This is a genomic window from Daejeonella sp. (genome assembly GCF_030695525.1).
Taxonomy (GTDB): domain Bacteria; phylum Bacteroidota; class Bacteroidia; order Sphingobacteriales; family Sphingobacteriaceae; genus Daejeonella.
On record NZ_JAUYSS010000072.1, the window covers coordinates 122651 to 142375 of the forward strand.

Genomic DNA, 19725 nt, shown 5'->3' on the forward strand with positions numbered 1-19725 from the left:
CTTATTGTTAAAGAAATGCAATCTTCTCAGAACTTAAGGCATTCTACGCCAAATCGGTTCAAAAAATCGACTCCTTCATCTGATGGAAGACCTTTATATTCTGCATAGGAAGCTTTATACCAAACTTTTTTAATTCCGGAAGAAAATATGATTCTGGCGCAGGCAATGCATGGAGAAAGAGTAAGATAAAGTGTAGAGCCTTCGAGCGTAGAACCGTTCTTTACAGCATAAAGAATTGCATTCTCCTCTGCATGAAGTGCAAGGGAACAACTATTCTTCGAATCACGAGGGCAACCAGTTTCAGGCCATTCTTCATCACAATTATGGGTTCCTGCAGGTGGCCCGTTATAACCTATTGAGATTATACGAGTATCTTTTGTCAAAACAGCACCAACCTGGGCCTTCACGCAATGAGAGCGCTCTGCAAGATCGCTTGCAAGATCCATGAAAATCAAGTCAAAGCTTGGTTTAACTTTCATTAATGCGATACATCTGCGTCAAGATCATTAACGTCAATTCCTTGCTTTTTTAATTCAGAGCTTACTTTTATTGCAAAATAAACCAGGTAAACAAAGCAAAGAAATGGAACAATATAGGAGAAGTGTATACCGCTAGTATCGGCCAGGATTCCCTGTACCGGTGGGATGATTGCTCCACCTAATATCATCATAATCAGGAAGGCTGAACCCTGAGAAGTATATTTACCTAAACCGGTAATGGCAAGGGCAAAAATACATGGCCACATTATTGAACAGCAAAGTCCACCGCTCAGGAACGCATAAATAGCAACCTGCCCTTCGGTCATCAGTCCGATAATCATCGCAACAGATCCCAAAACGCTAAAAGTAAGTAAGGTCTTTGCGGGTTTATCCTGACTGAAGAAGAATCCGGCAATCAGAATAACAATACATACCCCGTAAATAAGGAACTGCCCGATAGATGCCCCATTTAAATGATTTGCGAGCAGGATAACCGCAAAGGCAATAAATGGAACGACAATCGTGAGTATTGTTTTCGTACGTTTTTCCAGTTTAAAGATGCTCACAGCACCTGCCCAGCGGCCTATCATCATACTTCCCCAATAGAGTGAAATAAATGGTGCAATTTCAGAACCGGTAAGACCCCCGAACTCAGGAAGCTCCAGTAAAGCTCCCATATTACTTTGAATAGTCACTTCCACCCCTACATAAGTAAAAATAGCTATCATGCCCAGAATAAGCTGCGGATAACCCATCGCACCCCAGCCCGTTTTGTCTTTACCTGCTGACCTGAGGGCCAAAAGAAGGGTAATAACCATAATAAATAGCGACAGATAAACAAATATATTCATGCCCAGACCTGTTGCTGCCGCGATTGGATCTGCTGCAAGAATCAATAAGAAGGCTACAAAAATAACGAACAGAGGCATATTGGTCTTACCACTCGACTCCACTTTCTCATCGCTGGTTACCTTAGGCAATTTGGCCATCCAGAAATAAATGGCAACTGCTATAAAAAGGCCTGCTAATATATAATACAACAGATTGATCGATTCGATTTCAACTTCCTTGGGAACAGCACTTGTAGCTGTACCAAAGAGGATAATACTGACGACTATCGGACCTAAAATTCCGCCCAGATTGTTTACACCTCCGGCCAGATTTAATCGATTGGCTCCGGTCACCGGGCTACCAAGAGCAACCACAAATGGATTAGCAGCAGTTTGTTGAAGTGAAAAGCCAATTGCGACCACAAAAAAAGCCGCGAGAATGAAAGAGAAAGACCCGGAGCCTACTGCAGGAATCATTAACAAGGCTCCGCCTGCAGATACAACCAAACCAATCGCAATACTGTTCTTATATCCCAGGTAATTCAGTATATCAACTTTAATGATCTTGGAAGCATAAAAAAGCACCAGAGATCCTATAAAATACCCTCCATAAAAAGTGAAGTCAATCAATTGAGACTCAAATTGCGTGAGATCAAAATGTGCTTTACAAAAAGGTATAAAAATTCCATTGCTGGCTGCTAGAAAGCCCCAAAAGAAAAACACTGTTATCAGTGTGTATAAAGCCGAGGAATAATTTTTTTGCAAATTGTTATCCATATCAGGTTTCTATTGTTAAATATTTATCTAACATAAATTAAATTTCTCATATCTCTAAGTTTTAAATGTTTTTATCATTCTTGTGAATATTTCTTTGTTTTTAGGTTAATTTGCAAAACTTACTTAGGAATAAATATTCGGAATGATAGAATCAATCGTTTCAGGAATAGGATTGGGATTTGTGCTTTCGTTTCTAACCGGACCTGTATTTTTTGCTCTGATAAAAACCAGTATTGAAAAAGGGTTTTCGGCAGGTGTTTCACTTGCCGGAGGAGTAGTTGTCAGTGATGTTTTTTATGTAGGCATTAGTTTGTACAGTACATCATTTATTGCACTCGAAAACACCTATCGTCTTCAAATAGGTATTGCAGGCAGTTCTATCCTGTTTATAATTGGACTCTATTATCTTTTCAAGAAAGTTAAAGTGAATTATGAGCAGACCAATTCTAAACGAAAAAATACCGGTTATTTTATCAAGGGATTTTTGATGTGCATTTTCAACCCGGCTATTTTACTTTACTGGCTGAGTGTAACCAGCAGTGTTATATCCATTTCCGGAGAAATTAAACCATCCCAAATTATTCCATTCTTCGGATCAATCCTGATCACCCAGTTCAGCCTCGATGTTTTAAAAGCATATTATGCAAATAAACTAAGATACAGGATAAAGGAAAAGAATATTGCCAGATTAAATCGTGTTGCCGGAGTACTTATACTGATCTTCGCTGCCCGTTTAATATTTAATTTAATGACAGGGCACTCACTTATTTAATTGACAGTTGACAGTTGATAATTGAATTAGTATTGAGTATTGAGACAGAATCTTAATTTCAATTGAATCACATAATTTGGCTGAAGAAGAAATACAACTTATAACTTACAACCTATAACTTACAACTTCCTTAGTAAGCACGTTGATTCTTTCCTTCCACCCAGTTCATAAAGGCCTTATTTACGACCTTGTTACCACCTGGTGTAGGATAATTGCCTGAGAAATACCAATCCCCAAGATGGCCTGGAATTGCTTTATGAAGATTATCCAAGGTCTGGTATATTACCTTTACCTCAGTTTTGATTTCTTTGGGGGTTATGATCAGGGCAATCCTATCAGAAATTTCCTGATCTGTGAACTGACTGTAGATCTCCTGAACAAAATTTTCAGTCTGCTTATTCCCAAGTTTCTCGGATTCAATACAGTTCTGATAAACTCTGTCGATAATATCTTCTCTACCAGTTTCCCTCAAAAGTGAAATTGCAGCCTCAAATGCGACAAACTCCCCCATTCTCGACATATCTATTCCATAACAATCCGGATACCTGATCTGCGGTGCAGAAGAAACAACTATAATCCGTTTAGGCCCCAACCTGTCGAGTATTTTAAGAATACTCTGCCTTAAAGTAGTACCTCTCACGATAGAATCGTCCAATACAACCAAATTATCAGTTCCCTTATTAATCAGCCCGTAAGTAGTGTCATATACATGTGCAACCATATCCTGGCGGTCGGCATCCTGGGTTATGAATGTACGAAGCTTCACATCTTTTATCGCAATTTTCTCGATCCTTGCCGACATATTTAAAACATCTTCAAGCTCGGCATCCGAAATCTTATCTGCCCGATTTAAAAGAATATCTTTTTGATAGTCCCTCAGATATTTATGGACTCCCTCAACCATCCCATAGAAAGCAACTTCTGCGGTATTGGGTATGTAAGAAAAAACCGTATTATTCAGGTTATAGTTAATCTCATTGAATATCTGAGGACACAGGAACAGGCCGAGTTGCTTACGTTCACGATATATGTCAGCATCACTTCCTCTTGAAAAATAGATTCGCTCAAAGGAACATGACTTTTGCACTTCCGGTTCACGGAATTGCTCTTCAGTAACCTTTCCGTTCTTTTTTATAATCAGGGCATGTCCGGGTTTGATCTCCTTTACAAATTCAAGAGGAATATTAAATGCAGTTTGTATTGCAGGGCGTTCAGACGTAACGATCACTACTTCATCATCTTGATAATAAAAAGCCGGTCTAATACCAACCGGATCACGCATTACAAAAGCATCTCCATGTCCCAAAATACCGCTAATTGTATATCCTCCATCCCAGGTTTTTGCAGAACGGCGCAGTATTGATGCCACATCAATGTGTTCAGCGATCTGGTGACTTATTTGCTCATTAGAAAAACCTTCATTTTTATATTTATCAAAAAGCTCCTGATTTTCAGTATCTAAAAAGTGTCCGATCTTTTCGAGCACCGTAACAGTATCCGTTCTTTCCTTAGGATGCTGCCCAAGTTCAAATAACTGCTCAAGTAATTCATCAACATTGGTCATGTTGAAATTCCCACTTACTACCAGATTCCTGGTCATCCAGTTATTCTGACGTAAAAAAGGATGGCAGCTCTCAATACTATTTTTTCCATGGGTACCATAACGTAAATGTCCCATCAATACCTCACCAGTAAAACTCACGTTTTCCTTCAGCCAATCGGTATCCTGTAATAATTCGGGTGATTCATTGTGAACATCCGCGAATTTTTTCTGAACATATTCAAAAATCTCAGCCACTGCATTGGCTCCCATTGCCCTATGACGACTGATATAACGCTTACCAGGCTGAACATCCAGTTTGATTGTAGCAATACCGGCACCATCCTGCCCCCTGTTATGTTGCTTTTCCATCAGCAAATACAATTTGTTCAGCCCGTAAAGTGCCGTTCCATATTTTTGCTGATAATAAGATAAAGGCTTTAAAAGACGGATAAGTGCAATACCACACTCATGTTTTATCGAATCACTCATAATAGGTTCTGAGATTGCAAAAGTAGCTATTTAATACCTAATAAGCCAATGAAATCAATGGTAATCTTCAGGAAAATACTTTGTTTTTAATAAGGGCTAATAACTTAAATAATGTGTTCAAGCAGTGCAGGGAAAATTATCAAAAGTAATAGCAGAAAAGCAAGAAAAACACCCATATAAACTTTTGGAGACCTGGTTGAAATCTGAACAGGGCCGGAAGTTTCTCTTAAAAATGCATTCAAAGGCACTTTAAAATAATAAAACAATGAAACTATAGTACTTAGCGATGCAGTAATAATCATGATCATCAGAATTGGCAATCCCGACAAGTTATATGCTTCCAGGGCAGTAGAGAACACTAAAAATTTGGCTGTAAATCCAACAGTTGGTGGCAAACCTGTAAGTGAAACCAGAACAATAAGCAGACTGATCATTAGTAAACTGTTCTTTTTCCCAAGACCTTTATATTCATTGATGTATTGCTTACCCGTTTTTTCCTCTATTTCATCCACAATCAGAAATGCAGCCATATTCATGATCACATAAACAGTCATATAGAATATAATTGCTTTAAATCCACTGGCTGAAAAAATAAATAGCCCCATCAGCATAAAGCCGGTATGTCCAATGGATGAATAGGCCAACATCCGCTTGACATTATTCTGCCAGATTGCAACAAAATTTCCAAGTAACATACTAAGAATAGCCAGAAATGCGAGGACGAAATTCAGGTCAAGGATAGAAGAACTCAGTGCTTTTGATTCAGGATCATAGAATATTTCCAAAAACTTAATCAGAACAGCAAATCCTGCAATTTTTGGTGCAGTTGACAAGAAAGCGGTTACCGGTGTTGGGGCACCTTCATAGACATCGGGCGACCAGAAATGAAGGGGTACAAGTGATAATTTGAATGCAATACCAATAAACACCAGGATAAGGGCAAGCGCAGAAGCCATTCTAGGTATATTATGCAATCCGGACAGAAATGCAGGATCATTTAAATAAAGGGTGCCGGTAAATCCATAAAGTAAAGAAATTCCATAAAGCATAATTGCCGAACAAACCGCTCCAAACAGGGCATATTTCATTGCTGCTTCAGTCTGTCGCTGCCCTGCCGAAAGATAACCGACCATCAAATAAGATCCAAGTGATACCATTTCGAGTGACAGGTATACCATCAGCAAATTTGCTGACATAGCCATCAGATTTAGTCCGAGATGTACTGCCAACAGAATGGAATACATATCTCCAAAGCCCTTATCATGGTTCTGAAAAGCCCGGTTAAATCGAATAAAGAGAACAAATAGTATACTGGCAAGACAAAAGAGAAGTTTAAAAAGTATTGCCAAATGATCCATAATAATCATTCCACCAAATAATGGTGTACTTACCATTTTAAGAAATCCACTGCTTTGATAAGCCACCAAAACTAGTGTAGAAAGTGTCAAAATAAAACTTAGCTGGGGATATCGTTTACTAAAAAAGAGATCAGAAAGAATTACGACCAGAAAACCCATAACCAAACTTATCTCTGCTCTAAAGAAATTCAAACTCGCTAATGAATCCCGGATCGATGATGAAATATATGGAATCAGATCATTCATTATCCGGTAATTAAATGAACCAGTGCCAGAACTGAGGCATTCATCTTATCAAAAAGCAGGGATGGAAATATTCCCAAAAGTAGAGCCAGCATTGCCAGAGGAACCAATGCAAATTTTTCCCTGATAGTTACATCAACTAGCTGATTTTTCCAGGTTTCACCACCCTTCAAACGGATCTGACCAAAGAACATGCGCTGCAAGGTCCAGAGGAAATAGGCTGCACTTAGTAAAATCCCCAATGAAGCCCCTATGGCCATCCACCTTGGTAAAAGACCATTAACATCCTGCGAGGTAAAAGCACCAATCAGACTAAATGCTTCGGCCATGAATGCCGAAAATCCTGGCAATCCGAGGGATGCAAAAAAAGCAATCATCACAAAAAATGTAAATTGAGGCATCAATTCGGCTAAACCTCTGAAATTAGAAATTTCACGGTCATGTACCCTGTTGTAAATCATCCCTACGAGAAAAAAGAGCATTGCCGACAGTCCTCCATGACTAATCATTTGAAGCATGGCACCACTTAGGCCTTCGGTTGTTACTGAAGCAATACCAAGTAAAACAAAACCCATATGTGAAACAGAAGAATAGGCAATCAGCCGCTTTAAATCAGTTTGCGCCAATGCATTCAAAGCTCCGTAGAGGATAGAGATTAGCCCGATCAGTCCAATCCACCAGGCCGATTGAACAGCAGAATCAGGAAAGATACTAAAGCAAATCCTGAGAATACCATAGCCCCCTACTTTGAGCAAGAGGCCAGCCAGAATAATAGAAACTGGCGTCGGAGCCTCAACATGGGCATCGGGTAACCAGGTATGTAAAGGAACGATAGGTACCTTAATAGCAAAAGCAATAAAAAGCACGATAAAAGCCAGTAATCTTGCTGAGATTCCCAAAATACTTTGTCCTGCCATTGCTGAGAATACCGAACCCTCGATATAATTGGCCGGGTCCATCATCAGGATCATATTAAAGGTATGATTTCCTGTAGCAGGATTCAGCACAGAAAAATACAATCCGATAATTACAAGAAGCATAAATACGGAACCGAAAAGCGTATACAAAAAGAACTTAATAGCCGCATATTCCCTTCTGGCACCTCCCCACATCCCAATCAAAAAATAAAGCGGCAGCAGCATCAATTCATAAAAAATATAAAAAAGGAAAAAGTCAAGGGCACAAAAAACTCCCATTACTGCTGTATTCAAAATTAGAAACAAGGAGAAATATGCTTTTAGATTCGTTTTAATTTCCCAGGATGATAAAGTTGCAACAAACATGATCAGCGCAGTAAGCATAAGAAAAGGGATAGACAATCCGTCAATTCCCAGGAAATAATCTATTTCCAGTTTGCCGATACTTCCAAGATCGAGTCGGATCCAGGGCAATTTTTCAATCAGCTGAAATTCATTTTCTATGTTTATTCCGGGTAAAACTTTATTGAACCGGGTATATATATAAATACTAAGGATAAATTGGATCAAACTAACCCCAAGGGCAATGTATTTAAATCGCTGCTGAAAAGTTGATGGAAGAATCACAACCAGCAAAGCTGCAGCAATGGGAAGGAATATGAGAACTGAAAGCAGATTCATACTGATCCTCCCCTTAGCCCCTTTGCGGAGATGAATAATGGAATTAATCTCATATCAGATAGCTTAAAATGAAAAACGAAAGCACAACAAGCAACATTGTAGTAAGATAATGCTGTAATCTGCCCGATTGAAAATTTCTGAAAAAACGGCCAATGTATCTTGATAAGGAACCGGTAGAATTGACCAGGCCGTCAATTATTTTCCTGTCAAACCAGTCGGAAATTACAGATATTGTTTGAGTCAAAGCAGCCATGCGATTTACTATACCATCAATTATAATACGGTCAAATCCATAGGTGAGCAGGGAAAGTTTTTCAATCGATCTAATGAGCACAAAATTATAGATCTCATTAAAAAACCATTCCCGATTTGAAATTCGATAAAGCCAGGTATCTTGCATTAGTTTAGGCTCCCTGCCAGGAACATATATACTGTAGGTAATAAGGATTAATGCAAAAGCCCCCAAATTCAATATCAAAGGTGCCAGCCAGTGAAAAATACTGATCTCTTTAATACTGGTCACCTGGAAGCCCTTCCAAAGCCAGGAGGCTTCGAAAGTTGCGGGATTAACAGAAAAGACAATAAATGTGCAAAAAAATGAAAGTATCAGTAAAACATAGGTCATCTGTCCCGGGGAATCACTTATCTGCATCATTTTATCTGTTTTAATTTCTCTCGATTCTGAGAAAAAAACTTTAAAAATCAATCTGAATATATAAAAAGCAGTTAACCAGGATGTTAAAACCATTAACCAGGGAAGGACTATAAATATCCCTTCACGTGCAGCCGCCCATTCAAAAGCACTGATCAGTATGGAATCCTTTGACAGAAAACCCGAAGTTAAGGGTAATCCAACCAGAGCCGCTGAAGCAATGCACATTCCCCAAAATGCAATCGGCATTCTTTTCCTTAATCCACCCATTAGTCGAATATCCTGATAATCAAAATCATGGCTATTTCTAACGCAATAATGATGGAGCTGATGAATCACAGAACCAGCGGCAAGAAACAATAAGCATTTAAAAAACGCATGAGTCGTTAAATGAAAAATACTCTCGGAATAAGCCCCAATCCCGAGAGCCATCACCATAAAACCCAATTGTGAAATCGTGGAATAGGCCAGAATTCGCTTAATATCGTTTTGGGTTAAAGCAATTGTGGCTGCCATGAATGCTGTAAATGCACCAATCCAAACCATTACATCCAATACAAGGGGGTCAAAAACAGGATAAATCCTCGCAATCAGGAACACACCGGCTGCGACCATTGTAGCTGCATGTATCAGCGATGAAACTGAAGTAGGCCCCTCCATCGCATCGGGAAGCCAGGTATGTAATGGAAATTGTGCGGATTTAGCCATAGCTCCGAGAAAAAAGGCGAAACCGGCAATACTTAGCCAGATTGCCGGCATTTGCTGTGATCCGCTTATCCAAAAATTACTTTCGAATGTGGAAGTACTTATTAATCCTCCCTCTCCAAAAAGGCTGTGTAAATCAAGAGTCTGAAACTTGGTATAAATAATCATGATTCCAGTCAGGAAACCCAAATCACCAATTCTGTTCATGATGAATGCTTTCTTTGCAGCCTGTGAGGCTGTATGTTTGCTAAACCAGAACCCAATCAGCAAATAGGATGAAAAGCCTACCAGTTCCCAGAACAGATAAATTAATAATAAGCTGTCTGAAATTACCAATCCAAGCATGGAGAAGCAAAATAATCCTAAATAAGCCCAATACCTGTGAATATTGGGGTCGTTCTTCATATATTCCCGCGAGTAAATATGAACCAGAACAGAGATTCCGGTGACCAGAACCATCATCAAAACGCTGAGATTATTCAAAAGTACACCGGCGTAAAACTGAACATTACCAATTATGAACCAGGATATTTGCTTATGTTCGGGCTCCAAATTCCAGATCTGAAGGAACAGGTACATCGATAAAAGGAAAGACAGTGTAATTGTTGACAATGCGACGCTGGCACCCCCGCCCTTTTTTGAACTAAGAATAAAAACGAAAGAAAACAAGGGCAATATCGCAGCTAAAAGTGCAACCAAACTTCTGTTCTCAGTAAAATTTATTCCTTCCATCAATCCTTTAAGGTATTGGTTTTACTCGGGTCTATTGACTTAAAATATTTATACACATTTAATATGATAGCAAGGGCAACGGCAACCCCAGCAGCCGCAAGAACAATCGCAAATAAGGCAAACATTTGGCCTCCCCCCGATATTTTATCATATTTCCCAAAAGCGACAAAATTCAAAACCGCTGCATTGATCATAAATTCGATACCGATCAGAACCTGTATTGCGTTTCTTCTGGTCAAAACTGCAAAAAGCCCTATACAAAAGAGACCTGCACTAATCAGCATAAAGTGAGAAAGAGGAATCATGCCCTCCCCCCCTTTCTGGCCAAATGTGCCGCCCCAATCAAAACCATCATCAGAAATACCGAAAGTATTTCAAAAGGAAGCAGATAAGCTGTCATAGTATGTATACCAATCTGATGTGTGCTGTTATCATTTACATGGATTGGTACACTTTCCTGCATCCAGTCCAATTGGTTTAAATCAGTTTTAACTATAACTGTTACCAATATAAAAAGGAATAAAAGACTGATTAAAATTCCGGCAAAATGATTGACTTTGAAGCCTGAACCCGCTGGTTTGAGACTGTTGAGCAATTCCCTGTTTGATAACATAAATGCAAAAAGCATAAGTACCAATACCCCCCCCGCATAAATAACTACCTGAGCCAGTGCAATAAAATCTGCCAATGCAAATAAATAAAGCGCCGCAAGTGAAAACAAACTTACAAAAAACAGAAAAATACTTCTGACGAGATTCTTCATAACCACAACACATAGTGCAGAAATGAGTACTGATGCAGCAAAGAAGTAAAATATAATCTGTTCCTCTCCCATATTCAATTTTGAGCTTTCTGTTGCATGGCTGCTTCTTTTGCAGCCAATCGTTCTGTATTAAGTTTTTCAAGAGCAAGACGCTTTTCTTTAGCTTCTTCTGGTTTCATATCAGAAAATTTATAGATCATTTCTTTTAAATCAGGCATACTCCTGTCGTAAGTATCAGTCATGACAATACACTCGGTAGGGCAAACTACAGTACACAAACCACAATACATACATTTTGCCATATCAATATCAAACTTAGCGGCGTAGAGACGCTTTGTTGTACCATCTGAGGTTTTTCCAATAGCTTCTGTAGCCTTTATACTTTCAATTTCTATACAGTCGACCGGACAGATCTTGGCACATAAATCACATACAATACAATCATCCATTTCCACATCCAGTTGGTACCTTCCAAGTTCAGGTACAGGCAATTTCTGATGGGGATATTGTATGGTTGTCATACCACTGTTCTGGACAAAATAATCCTTATCAGTGATTGATAGTACCTTCCTGCCCTCTCTGGCTGCAAAGAAATGTCCCATAGTCAGGCTTAGTCCTTTAAACACAGTTTTGAAAGCATGTATTACCTTTTTCATCATCTTTTAATGGGATATTTTATCTACCCTTAAATTATTGCATCATGCCCAGCCGCCACACACCTGATATAAGCATGCATAAAAATGCCAGAGGAGTTAATACCTTCCAGCAAAAGCTCATTAGCTGATCAACCCTTAGTCTTGGAAGAGTCCACCGGATCCAGATCTGTACAGCAACAACTGCAAGAGTCTTAATCAGAATCCAGAAAATTCCCCATCCTATTCCGCTGGTCCATAGGGCTAGTTTGGCGGTACCGAAATTGGGTAGCGGGCTATTCCAACCACCCAAAAACAAAACCACGCCAATCATTCCCACCAGAAACATCATAGAATATTCAGCAAGGAAAATAAAAGCAAACCTCAATCCCGAATATTCAACGTGGAACCCTCCAACGAGTTCAGATTCAGCTTCCGGTATATCAAATGGCGCACGATTACATTCAGCCAGCGAGGCAATAAAGTAAATGATGTAGGCAAGGATCAGATGTGGAGCCTGAAAAATATTCCAGGCCAGAAAGCCGCCAATAGTCTTTACTTCCCATATCCCAAGAAAATAAACTGGCTCTGTGGTGAGAATCCCCTGTTTGATACTAATCTCCTGGAGATTCAGGCTTTGCGAAATCATAACCACAGAAATCAGCGCAATACCTGCCGGGATTTCATAGGAAATCATTTGCGCAACCGAACGCATCGAACCTAATAATGCATATTTATTATTTGAACCCCAGCCTGCCATCAATATTCCAAGTGTTTCTATTGAAAGTATCGCAAAAATGTAAAAAAGGCCCAAATTAAGTGAGGAAGGAATAAGTCCCGGCGCCCAGGGCAGTGCTGCAAAACCCAGGTAAACTGATACGAAAATTACTATTGGAGCGAGTATAAACAGAACTTTATCGGCGGCGGTCGGAATGATAAATTCCTTTTGAAGCATCTTTATGATGTCGGCAAATGCCTGCAGGGTACCATATTTACCAACCTCCATCGGACCGACCCTGTCCTGTATAAATGCGGAAATTTTCCGTTCGGAATACAAGGCGAACAGGGTAAAAAGGGCAGTAAATGCAAATAATGCGGTAGCAACTAGTACATATGTCAGATAGAAACTCAATTTACCGGGCTTATGTACGCAAACTTAAGTATTATGCTATTAAATGCAGACTAATTCTATCTATTATAAGGAATTAAATTTAATCCCAAATTGGTTTATAAGCCAAGTGAATCTTCTCTTCAAAAAATAAACGGGTGCTCTTTACGAAAGAAGGGGTATAATCGGAAACGAAAAACTGATGCCGTTTTGCAGGACCGTCGTTGAGCAAGCCCAATCTGGTCAGACTTTCTTTAAGGTCTTCAGCAACTATTTCTGCAGTGTTGATAATATCCACCTTCCCTCCGTAAAAGGAAGATATTTCAGGCTTTATCAGGGGATAATGTGTACAGGCCAGAATCAGGCAATCAATCTTCTTAAGTTTTGAAGAAGTGAGGTAAGAATTGATCACTGTTTTACTGATATTATTATTAAAAAAACCCTCCTCAATCATAGGTGCCAGCAAAGGGGTAGCAAGTGAGGAAACTTCAATATCGGGATCTATTATTTTAAATTTTTTAGCATAAATGTCAGACCGGATAGTTGATTTTGTCGCAATTACCCCGATTTTTTTATATTTCCCCTTACTAATCACTGCATTAACTACGGGATCAATAACATTGACAATAGGCACCCGGTCACCCAAGAAATGCACCAGTTCATGATAGGCGTGTGCCGATGCAGTATTACAGGCAATTAGAATGAGCTTACAATTTTTATCCAGCAGGAATTTAGCAATCTTCAGGCTATAGAATTTAATTGCCTCTGGTGATTTATCGCCGTAAGGCATATGGGCAGTATCACCAAAATAAATAATCTGTTCATTCGGTAAAATTTTCCGGATAGCATTGGCAACCGTAAGCCCTCCGATTCCGGAATCAAAAATTCCAATTGGAAGTATTGAACTCATGTTTCAAAAATAAGATAATATTTCGAGCCCTTGGGATGCACAATGGAATCAAAAAAAAATGCGAAGCATGTTGCCTCGCATTAAATTTTATTATGAAAATAAAACCTTATTTAGCTGCAGTTGCAATACCTAGTTTGGCTTTCACATCATTAAGCATATCGATTCCTCCATCAAAATATACTACTCCTGGTTGAGAAACATCGAATACATAGGTAAAGCCTTTTTCTTTAGCTACTGCTTTAACTGCATCCTCTGCTTTTTTAAACACGGGCTGATAGATTTCGCTACGCTTGGTTGTCATCTCATCCTGAGCTTTTTCCTGCTCATCGGTAATTCGTCTTTCAAGATCCTGGATACTTGCTCCAAGTGTAGTCAGTTCTTTCTCCAAAGTGGCTCTGTTAGCCTCACTCAATGTTTTATACTTCTCTTCGTAGGAAACAACCAATTTCTGACGTTCTGCACCCATCAATTCAAGGGAAGTTTGTTTTGCCTTGGCAAAAGTCTGAAAAGTAGCATCAGCAGTTTTCATTTCAGGCATTGACTGCAATAAATCGGCAGAATTGATATGACCAAATTTTTGCTGAGCATTTACAGTACCTATTGTAAGGAACATTCCAAGTGCAACAACTCCTATTTTTAATAAATTTTTCATTTTTTCTTGTATTCTGTTTTTGTTTATAATTAGTGAGAGATCTTATTTATTTATTGTTCCGGGCTTATAACCCATCCTTGTAATTACATCATTGCTTTTGTCTAAACGCGGACTTGCATATAATAGTGTAATCTCGCTGTTTTTATCAAAAATCATATCCAGTTGCTGAGTTTCTGCAACAGCCTGAACTGCCTTGGAAACACGATCTTGTATAGGTTTAATCAATTTAGTCCGCATCTGAAAAAGTTCACCTTCAAAACCAAATTTAAGCCTTTGAAATTCCTTTGCTTCCTTTTCCTTTTCAATTATCTCGTTCTCACGTGTTTTTCTCATCACCTCTGTCAATAACACCTGATCTGCCTGATAGGCTTTAAAAAGCCCTTCAATAGCTAAAAACTTCGAATCGACTTCCTTCTGCCATTGGATAGAAAGTGCGTCCAACTGCTTTTGGGATGAATTATATTCAGGAACATGTTTCAGAATATAATCACTATCCACATAAGCAAAACGCTGTGCGTAGGCCCCAAATCCTGTGAAGACTAATAATAACGCTATTATAAGAATTCTTTTCATATTCCTTAGTTAAATCCTCCATTCAATGCCTGTGAAATACTGAATGTGAAAGGATTTCTTCCACTATCCGGCAAACCTGGTATCTTATCGAAGGCAAATCCATAATCAATCCCCAAAAGTCCAAAAATAGGCAAAAATACTCTTGCTCCAACACCAGCGGTACGTCTGATGTTAAATGGTGCGAAATCACGGAATGAATTCCATGTATTTCCTCCCTCAGCAAATGCCAGAACGAAAATAGTGGCTGTCTGACTAGCTGTGATCGGATGCCTCAATTCCAAAACATATTTATTGAATAAAGGACTTCCTGATCCCTGAGCAATGGTTGGATTGGATCCAGCAGGGATAATGGCATTGTTTGCATAACCACGCATTGCAATAATCTCAGATCCCTGAAGGAAATCAAATCCCTGCATACCATCACCTCCAAGTTTAAAGCGTTCGAAAGCCGACTGCCCAACGGTCTGATTGTAGATACCGAGGAAACCGAACTGTGCCTGAGCCTTAAGGATCAGTTTTCCATAAATTCGCTGAAACCACTGGGACTCAAATTTCCATTTATGATATTCAGTGAACCTGTACTTTTCTTTATCTGTTGCAGTTGCATAATTCTTATTATTCAATAGTGAATAAGGTGGAGTTGCCTGAACAGTCAATTTTAAATTAGAACCTGAGGTCGGGAAGATTGGTGCATCGACCGAACTTCTGCTTAAGGCCTGGGTAAGGTTAAAGTTATAGGAAGTACCTGTCGAGAAAATGAAAGCATTGTAGTTATTTAAAACATACTGCTGAAGATTAATTGAGGTATTAGCCTGGAAGTAATCATCAGGCCATTTTAGACGCTTACCCAAACTAAAGGTTACACCATTCATCCGGATTTTCTGTTGATTGATATCTACGTTTCTAAGGCCGTTTGACTGTAAGGAAGTAAAGGCGCTGATCCCAAAATAAATCGGTTTCTTTCCACCCAGCCATGGTTCAGAGAATGAAAAACTATAAGATTGATAAAACTTACCATTGGTTTGTCCCCTGATACTCAATTTTTGGCCGTCTCCTTTAGGAAGTGGCTTCCATGCACTCTTATTGAATAGATTACGAGCCGAGAAATTGTTGAATGTAAGTCCTAAGGTACCCACAACACGTCCACCCCCAAAACCTCCTGATAATTCAATCTGGTCTGAAGGCTTTTCCACCACATTATATTCAATGTCAACCGTTCCATCATTAGGATTGATATTGATAGGCCTGGGATCAGTTTTAGTATCATCAAAATTTCCCAGTTGTGCAATTTCACGGGTACTTCTTACAATAAGCTCTTTAGAGAATTTTTGACCCGGTTTGGTACGGATCTCTCTTAAAATTACTTTATCATTTGTTAACTCATTTCCTTTAACCTTGATATTGTTAATGGTGTATTGCGGACCTTCATACATTCTCAATTCGAGATCAATAGTATCACCGTACACCTTGGTTTGAACCGGATCTATATTGAAAGTAAGATAACCATCATTCATATAAAGAGATGATACATCATCCCCTCCCGGACTACTGGTGAGTTTTCTTTCAAGCTTCTTTTCACTGAATACTTCACCTTTACTGATTGCCAGAATAGCATCCAGAACTTTGGTTGAATATTTGGCATTCCCTGCCCATGTTATATTTCCGAAATAATATTTTGGCCCTTCATGCAGATCTATTTTGATGCCAATGGTACTTTTGCCGGTTCGGTAGGTGGTGTCCTTAATTATTTCAGCATCCCGATAACCCTTTTCATGCATCTTTGCGACCAGGTTCAGCTTATCTTCCTCATACTTATTCTGGAGAAATTTACCTGATCCAAACACCTTGTAAAAAGCTTTTTCTTTCGTCTTTTTAAGATATTTCTTTAAATTTTTGTTTTTAAAATCTTCATTCCCGGTGAATAGAATTTCACTTATTTTAACCCGATCGTTCTTCTCAACTGTGATATCAAGAATTTTATTATTCGCTTCTGTGGTATCTTTCCTCTCAGCAATCAAAACTTCGGTGAAGAGAAAGCCCTTTTCAGTAAAATGTTTCTTAATGATATCAGTGGTAGTTTTCAATAAATTCTCATTGACAACCTTTCCGGTTTTATCCTTCAATTTTTCACGTACATCTGTTACTTCACCCTTTTTCAATCCGATTAATTCGATTCTGGTTAATCGCGGTCGTTCCACCACCTCGATCTCAAAAAAGATCGAATCAGACCTGATTTCAGCAATATTCAATTTTACATCATCAAATAATCCCTGAGCCCATAAATTCTTGACTGCATTGGAAGTAGCATCTCCGGGTACGGTTATCCTGTCGCCCTTGGTTAATTTTGAAATGGTGATCAAAACATCCTTATCCAGAAATTCAGTTCCCAGAATAGTAGTTCCACCAATAACAAAATCCTGGGGATTCAGATAGCTGAGTTCTTCGTTCGATGTAGGCCTTGCAGGTGTTGGAGTTCCCGTTCTCCCAAACTGGGCCATTGCAGAAGTACCGGATATGAGTAGAAAAAACAATATGAAAATGCGATTCATTTGGTGTATTAAAGGTGCTAAATTAAGCTAATAGCTTGTTAAAAAGTGTTAAAAGTGAAAATTAGTTCAACTGTTCACTGGTCATACCGAAGCGTCTCTCACGTTTCTGATAATCTATCACGGCTTCAAAGAGATCCTGCCTTCTGAAATCAGGCCATAATTTTGAAGTAAAATACAATTCAGCATAAGCAATTTGCCACAAAAGGTAATTACTAATCCTGTGTTCCCCACTTGTCCGGATCATTAACTCCGGATCAGGTATACCGGCTGTATTTAAATGATCCCCGAAAATATCCTCAGTAATATCCTCAGCTTTTATTTCACCATCCCTCACTTTTATTGCTATTCTTTTGGCCGCATCTGTAATTTCCCATCTCGAACTGTAGCTGAGCGCCAGGGTGAGTGTACAATTGGTATTGGATGAGGTCTTCTTTATAGTTTCCAGTAATTGTTTGCGACATTTTTCAGGCAGGGTAGATAAATTTCCAATGGCATTTAATCGCACGCCATTCTCCATTAAGGTTTTGGTTTCTTTACTGATAGTTGAAACCAGAAGTTCCATTAAAGCCATTACTTCAAGCCTGGGTCTGTTCCAGTTCTCAGTTGAAAATGCATAAAGTGTCAGATATTTGATACCGAGTTCCACAGCACCCTCAACAGTATCGCGAACCGCAACAACTCCGTTCTGATGCCCAAATACCCGCAGTTTTCCCTTTTCCTTTGCCCAACGGCCATTTCCATCCATTATCACTGCTACATGTTGCGGCAAGCGTTCTTTATCTATCTGTTCAAGTAGGCTCATTAACTAAATTTAACATTCAAAACCAAAACAATTTCCCTGATTCATAAATAACATATTTCCCTGTTTTTTATCCAATCAGTATTTCTAAAAATTGTTCAAAAATTTCGAGATGCAAAGTTATGACTTAATTACGTTAATTTGTTACAAGAAAGAAAACAGATTTTCATAATAATTCAGAGCAAGTATTGATGAAAAAAAGATGCTTTACAACATTTCTATTTCTGCTGAACTTAAAAAGTTGGACATTTGATAGGAATAAAGGTGTAAGTAAGTCCAACACCAGCAAACATGTAAGTATCCCTTGGCCTGAAGTCGCCCCGCTGCGTTCCCGCAATCTGAGGAGGGGTTGAACGGTCGGCCAAAGTCATTGTTAAGGGGCTTGCCGGAGAAACAACATTAAAATCAACATATCTGCCGCTGATATCATCCAGATAATCTGTAAATGCTGTTCGGTAGCCGATCTCGGCAATGATTGTCCATTTTCCGCTAATGTTATACTTTACTCCTGCTCCGTAAGGCACACTGATCGCACTTTTCTTGTACGCAACATTCTCTGTCTGCACAAGCCGGAGTTCGATCTCATCACCGTTATGCTTTGTCAGGGGATTATAAGAAAATGATGCTATCCCGGTAAAAAGATAAGGACTCAACTTTCTGGTTGCAAACCCATAGTCTGCGCCTGCCATGTATCTGAACAGATTGAATTCAACCTGCATTGAAAACTCAGATACAGGGGAATGAAAATCAAGATTCCGTTCTACTTGATAAGTATTTGAAGAAGCAGCATCACTTGCCCGAACCTTACCATACATATAATTCAGTTTAGCAGACCAGTAACCATCAAAATTCCGTTTGATCTGGACTCCAAACGCAGGATCCGTCAGCTTATATGCTTTAACCGGATTAATATCGCCCATATAACCCATAGCACCTAATGATCCACCCAGTTCCCAGGTCTGGGCTGAGGCAAGGAAGCTTCCGGAAAAAAATACAATGACTAGTACTAATCTACGCATGAATGCAGCGGCTGTTCTTAATAATTTCGGGTATCAATTCCCCAGAGCAATTTATTCCTTAACGTAGATAAATAGTTTTCATTACTAAGTCTGATCAAATTGATTCCAAAACCAGCTTTCTTAACTTTAACTTTTATGGATGTATCGATTACTTCTGTCCGTGAATCACAGGTAAGCAGGTATTTCGAACTTCTTCCTTCAATTTCAAACGAAAGAATATTGGTGTCTGACAAGACTATAGGCCTGACATTCAGATTATGCGGAGAAATAGGGGTAACAACCATGTTCCCGGAACCCGGGAATATAATGGGGCCACCACAACTCAAAGAATAGGCTGTTGATCCGGTTGGTGTAGCCACAATAAGGCCGTCCGCCCAGTATGAATTCAAAAAATCCCCGTTCAGATAAGCATGCACTATCATCATAGCTGAGGTATCCCGTTTATGAATAGTAACATCATTCAGTGCAAAATTTTCATTTCCAAATAGCTTCAATTCTGATTCTATACAAAGCTGAACACGTTTATCCAGGGTAAAGTCCTT

The 19725-nt window shown here is 39.1% G+C and carries 17 protein-coding genes and 1 pseudogene; 1 reads left to right on the forward strand and 17 read right to left on the reverse strand.

Annotated elements, in window-relative coordinates:
* Nucleotides 1-26: 26 nt before the first annotated feature.
* Both Q8S11_RS17625 and Q8S11_RS17630 read right to left on the reverse strand, forming a co-directional pair.
* On the reverse strand, nt 27-479 hold the full coding sequence (locus Q8S11_RS17625; protein WP_305663436.1) for a dCMP deaminase family protein: 453 nt from the start codon (nt 477-479) through the stop codon (nt 27-29).
* Entirely contained in the window at nt 479-2086 is a 1608-nt protein-coding gene (locus Q8S11_RS17630) for an MFS transporter (RefSeq protein WP_305663437.1), read from the reverse strand. The genes Q8S11_RS17625 and Q8S11_RS17630 overlap by 1 nt, the downstream gene beginning before the upstream one ends.
* 142 nt (nt 2087-2228) lie before the next feature.
* Here Q8S11_RS17630 and Q8S11_RS17635 point away from each other — a divergent pair, with 142 nt between their 5' ends.
* Complete coding sequence (locus Q8S11_RS17635; RefSeq protein ID WP_305663438.1) at nt 2229-2858, forward strand: LysE family translocator; 630 nt, start codon at nt 2229-2231, stop codon at nt 2856-2858.
* A 130-nt stretch (nt 2859-2988) separates the two neighbouring features.
* Here the strand turns inward: Q8S11_RS17635 and Q8S11_RS17640 are convergent, their stop codons facing one another.
* From Q8S11_RS17640 to ppnK, 15 genes and pseudogenes are all read right to left on the reverse strand, one after another.
* Nucleotides 2989-4890 (reverse strand): amidophosphoribosyltransferase, encoded by a 1902-nt coding sequence (locus Q8S11_RS17640; RefSeq protein WP_305663439.1) that lies wholly within the window; start codon nt 4888-4890, stop codon nt 2989-2991.
* A gap of 104 nt (nt 4891-4994) precedes the next feature.
* Nucleotides 4995-6494, reverse strand: a complete 1500-nt coding sequence (locus Q8S11_RS17645) for an NADH-quinone oxidoreductase subunit N (RefSeq protein WP_305663440.1) — start codon at nt 6492-6494, stop codon at nt 4995-4997.
* Nucleotides 6494-8089: a NuoM family protein gene (locus Q8S11_RS17650; RefSeq protein ID WP_305663441.1), complete on the reverse strand. Its 1596-nt coding sequence runs from the start codon at nt 8087-8089 to the stop codon at nt 6494-6496. The genes Q8S11_RS17645 and Q8S11_RS17650 overlap by 1 nt, the downstream gene beginning before the upstream one ends.
* A gap of 49 nt (nt 8090-8138) precedes the next feature.
* Entirely contained in the window at nt 8139-10178 is a 2040-nt protein-coding gene (gene nuoL, locus Q8S11_RS17655) for an NADH-quinone oxidoreductase subunit L (RefSeq protein WP_305663442.1), read from the reverse strand.
* Complete coding sequence (gene nuoK / locus Q8S11_RS17660) at nt 10178-10483, reverse strand: NADH-quinone oxidoreductase subunit NuoK (RefSeq protein WP_305663443.1); 306 nt, start codon at nt 10481-10483, stop codon at nt 10178-10180. The genes nuoL and nuoK overlap by 1 nt, the downstream gene beginning before the upstream one ends.
* Nucleotides 10480-11013 carry an NADH-quinone oxidoreductase subunit J gene (locus Q8S11_RS17665; RefSeq protein WP_305663444.1) on the reverse strand — a complete coding sequence of 178 codons (534 nt, stop codon included), beginning with the start codon at nt 11011-11013 and terminating at the stop codon, nt 10480-10482. Before Q8S11_RS17665 ends, nuoK begins: the two co-directional genes overlap by 4 nt.
* Before the next feature lie 2 nt (nt 11014-11015).
* Complete coding sequence (locus Q8S11_RS17670) at nt 11016-11600, reverse strand: NADH-quinone oxidoreductase subunit I (protein WP_305663445.1); 585 nt, start codon at nt 11598-11600, stop codon at nt 11016-11018.
* A gap of 31 nt (nt 11601-11631) precedes the next feature.
* Nucleotides 11632-12705: an NADH-quinone oxidoreductase subunit NuoH gene (gene nuoH, locus Q8S11_RS17675; RefSeq protein WP_305663446.1), complete on the reverse strand. Its 1074-nt coding sequence runs from the start codon at nt 12703-12705 to the stop codon at nt 11632-11634.
* A gap of 79 nt (nt 12706-12784) precedes the next feature.
* Nucleotides 12785-13591, reverse strand: a complete 807-nt coding sequence (gene murI / locus Q8S11_RS17680) for a glutamate racemase (protein ID WP_305663447.1) — start codon at nt 13589-13591, stop codon at nt 12785-12787.
* A gap of 106 nt (nt 13592-13697) precedes the next feature.
* Nucleotides 13698-14243 (reverse strand): OmpH family outer membrane protein, encoded by a 546-nt coding sequence (locus Q8S11_RS17685; protein WP_305663448.1) that lies wholly within the window; start codon nt 14241-14243, stop codon nt 13698-13700.
* A gap of 42 nt (nt 14244-14285) precedes the next feature.
* Nucleotides 14286-14816 carry an OmpH family outer membrane protein gene (locus tag Q8S11_RS17690; protein ID WP_305663449.1) on the reverse strand — a complete coding sequence of 177 codons (531 nt, stop codon included), beginning with the start codon at nt 14814-14816 and terminating at the stop codon, nt 14286-14288.
* Between the two features lie 5 nt (nt 14817-14821).
* Nucleotides 14822-17365, reverse strand: coding sequence for an outer membrane protein assembly factor (locus Q8S11_RS17695; protein WP_305663450.1), 2544 nt, complete (start codon nt 17363-17365; stop codon nt 14822-14824).
* 61 nt (nt 17366-17426) lie between these two features.
* The gene (locus tag Q8S11_RS17700) at nt 17427-18167 is read right to left on the reverse strand and encodes an isoprenyl transferase (protein WP_305663451.1); all 741 of its coding nucleotides are present in this window, start codon (nt 18165-18167) and stop codon (nt 17427-17429) included.
* A 230-nt stretch (nt 18168-18397) separates the two neighbouring features.
* Nucleotides 18398-19183, reverse strand: a complete 786-nt coding sequence (locus Q8S11_RS17705; RefSeq protein ID WP_305663452.1) for a DUF6089 family protein — start codon at nt 19181-19183, stop codon at nt 18398-18400.
* Nucleotides 19184-19200: 17 nt separating this feature from the next.
* Nucleotides 19201-19725: pseudogene (gene ppnK / locus Q8S11_RS17710) on the reverse strand (NAD(+) kinase); the annotation flags it as partial.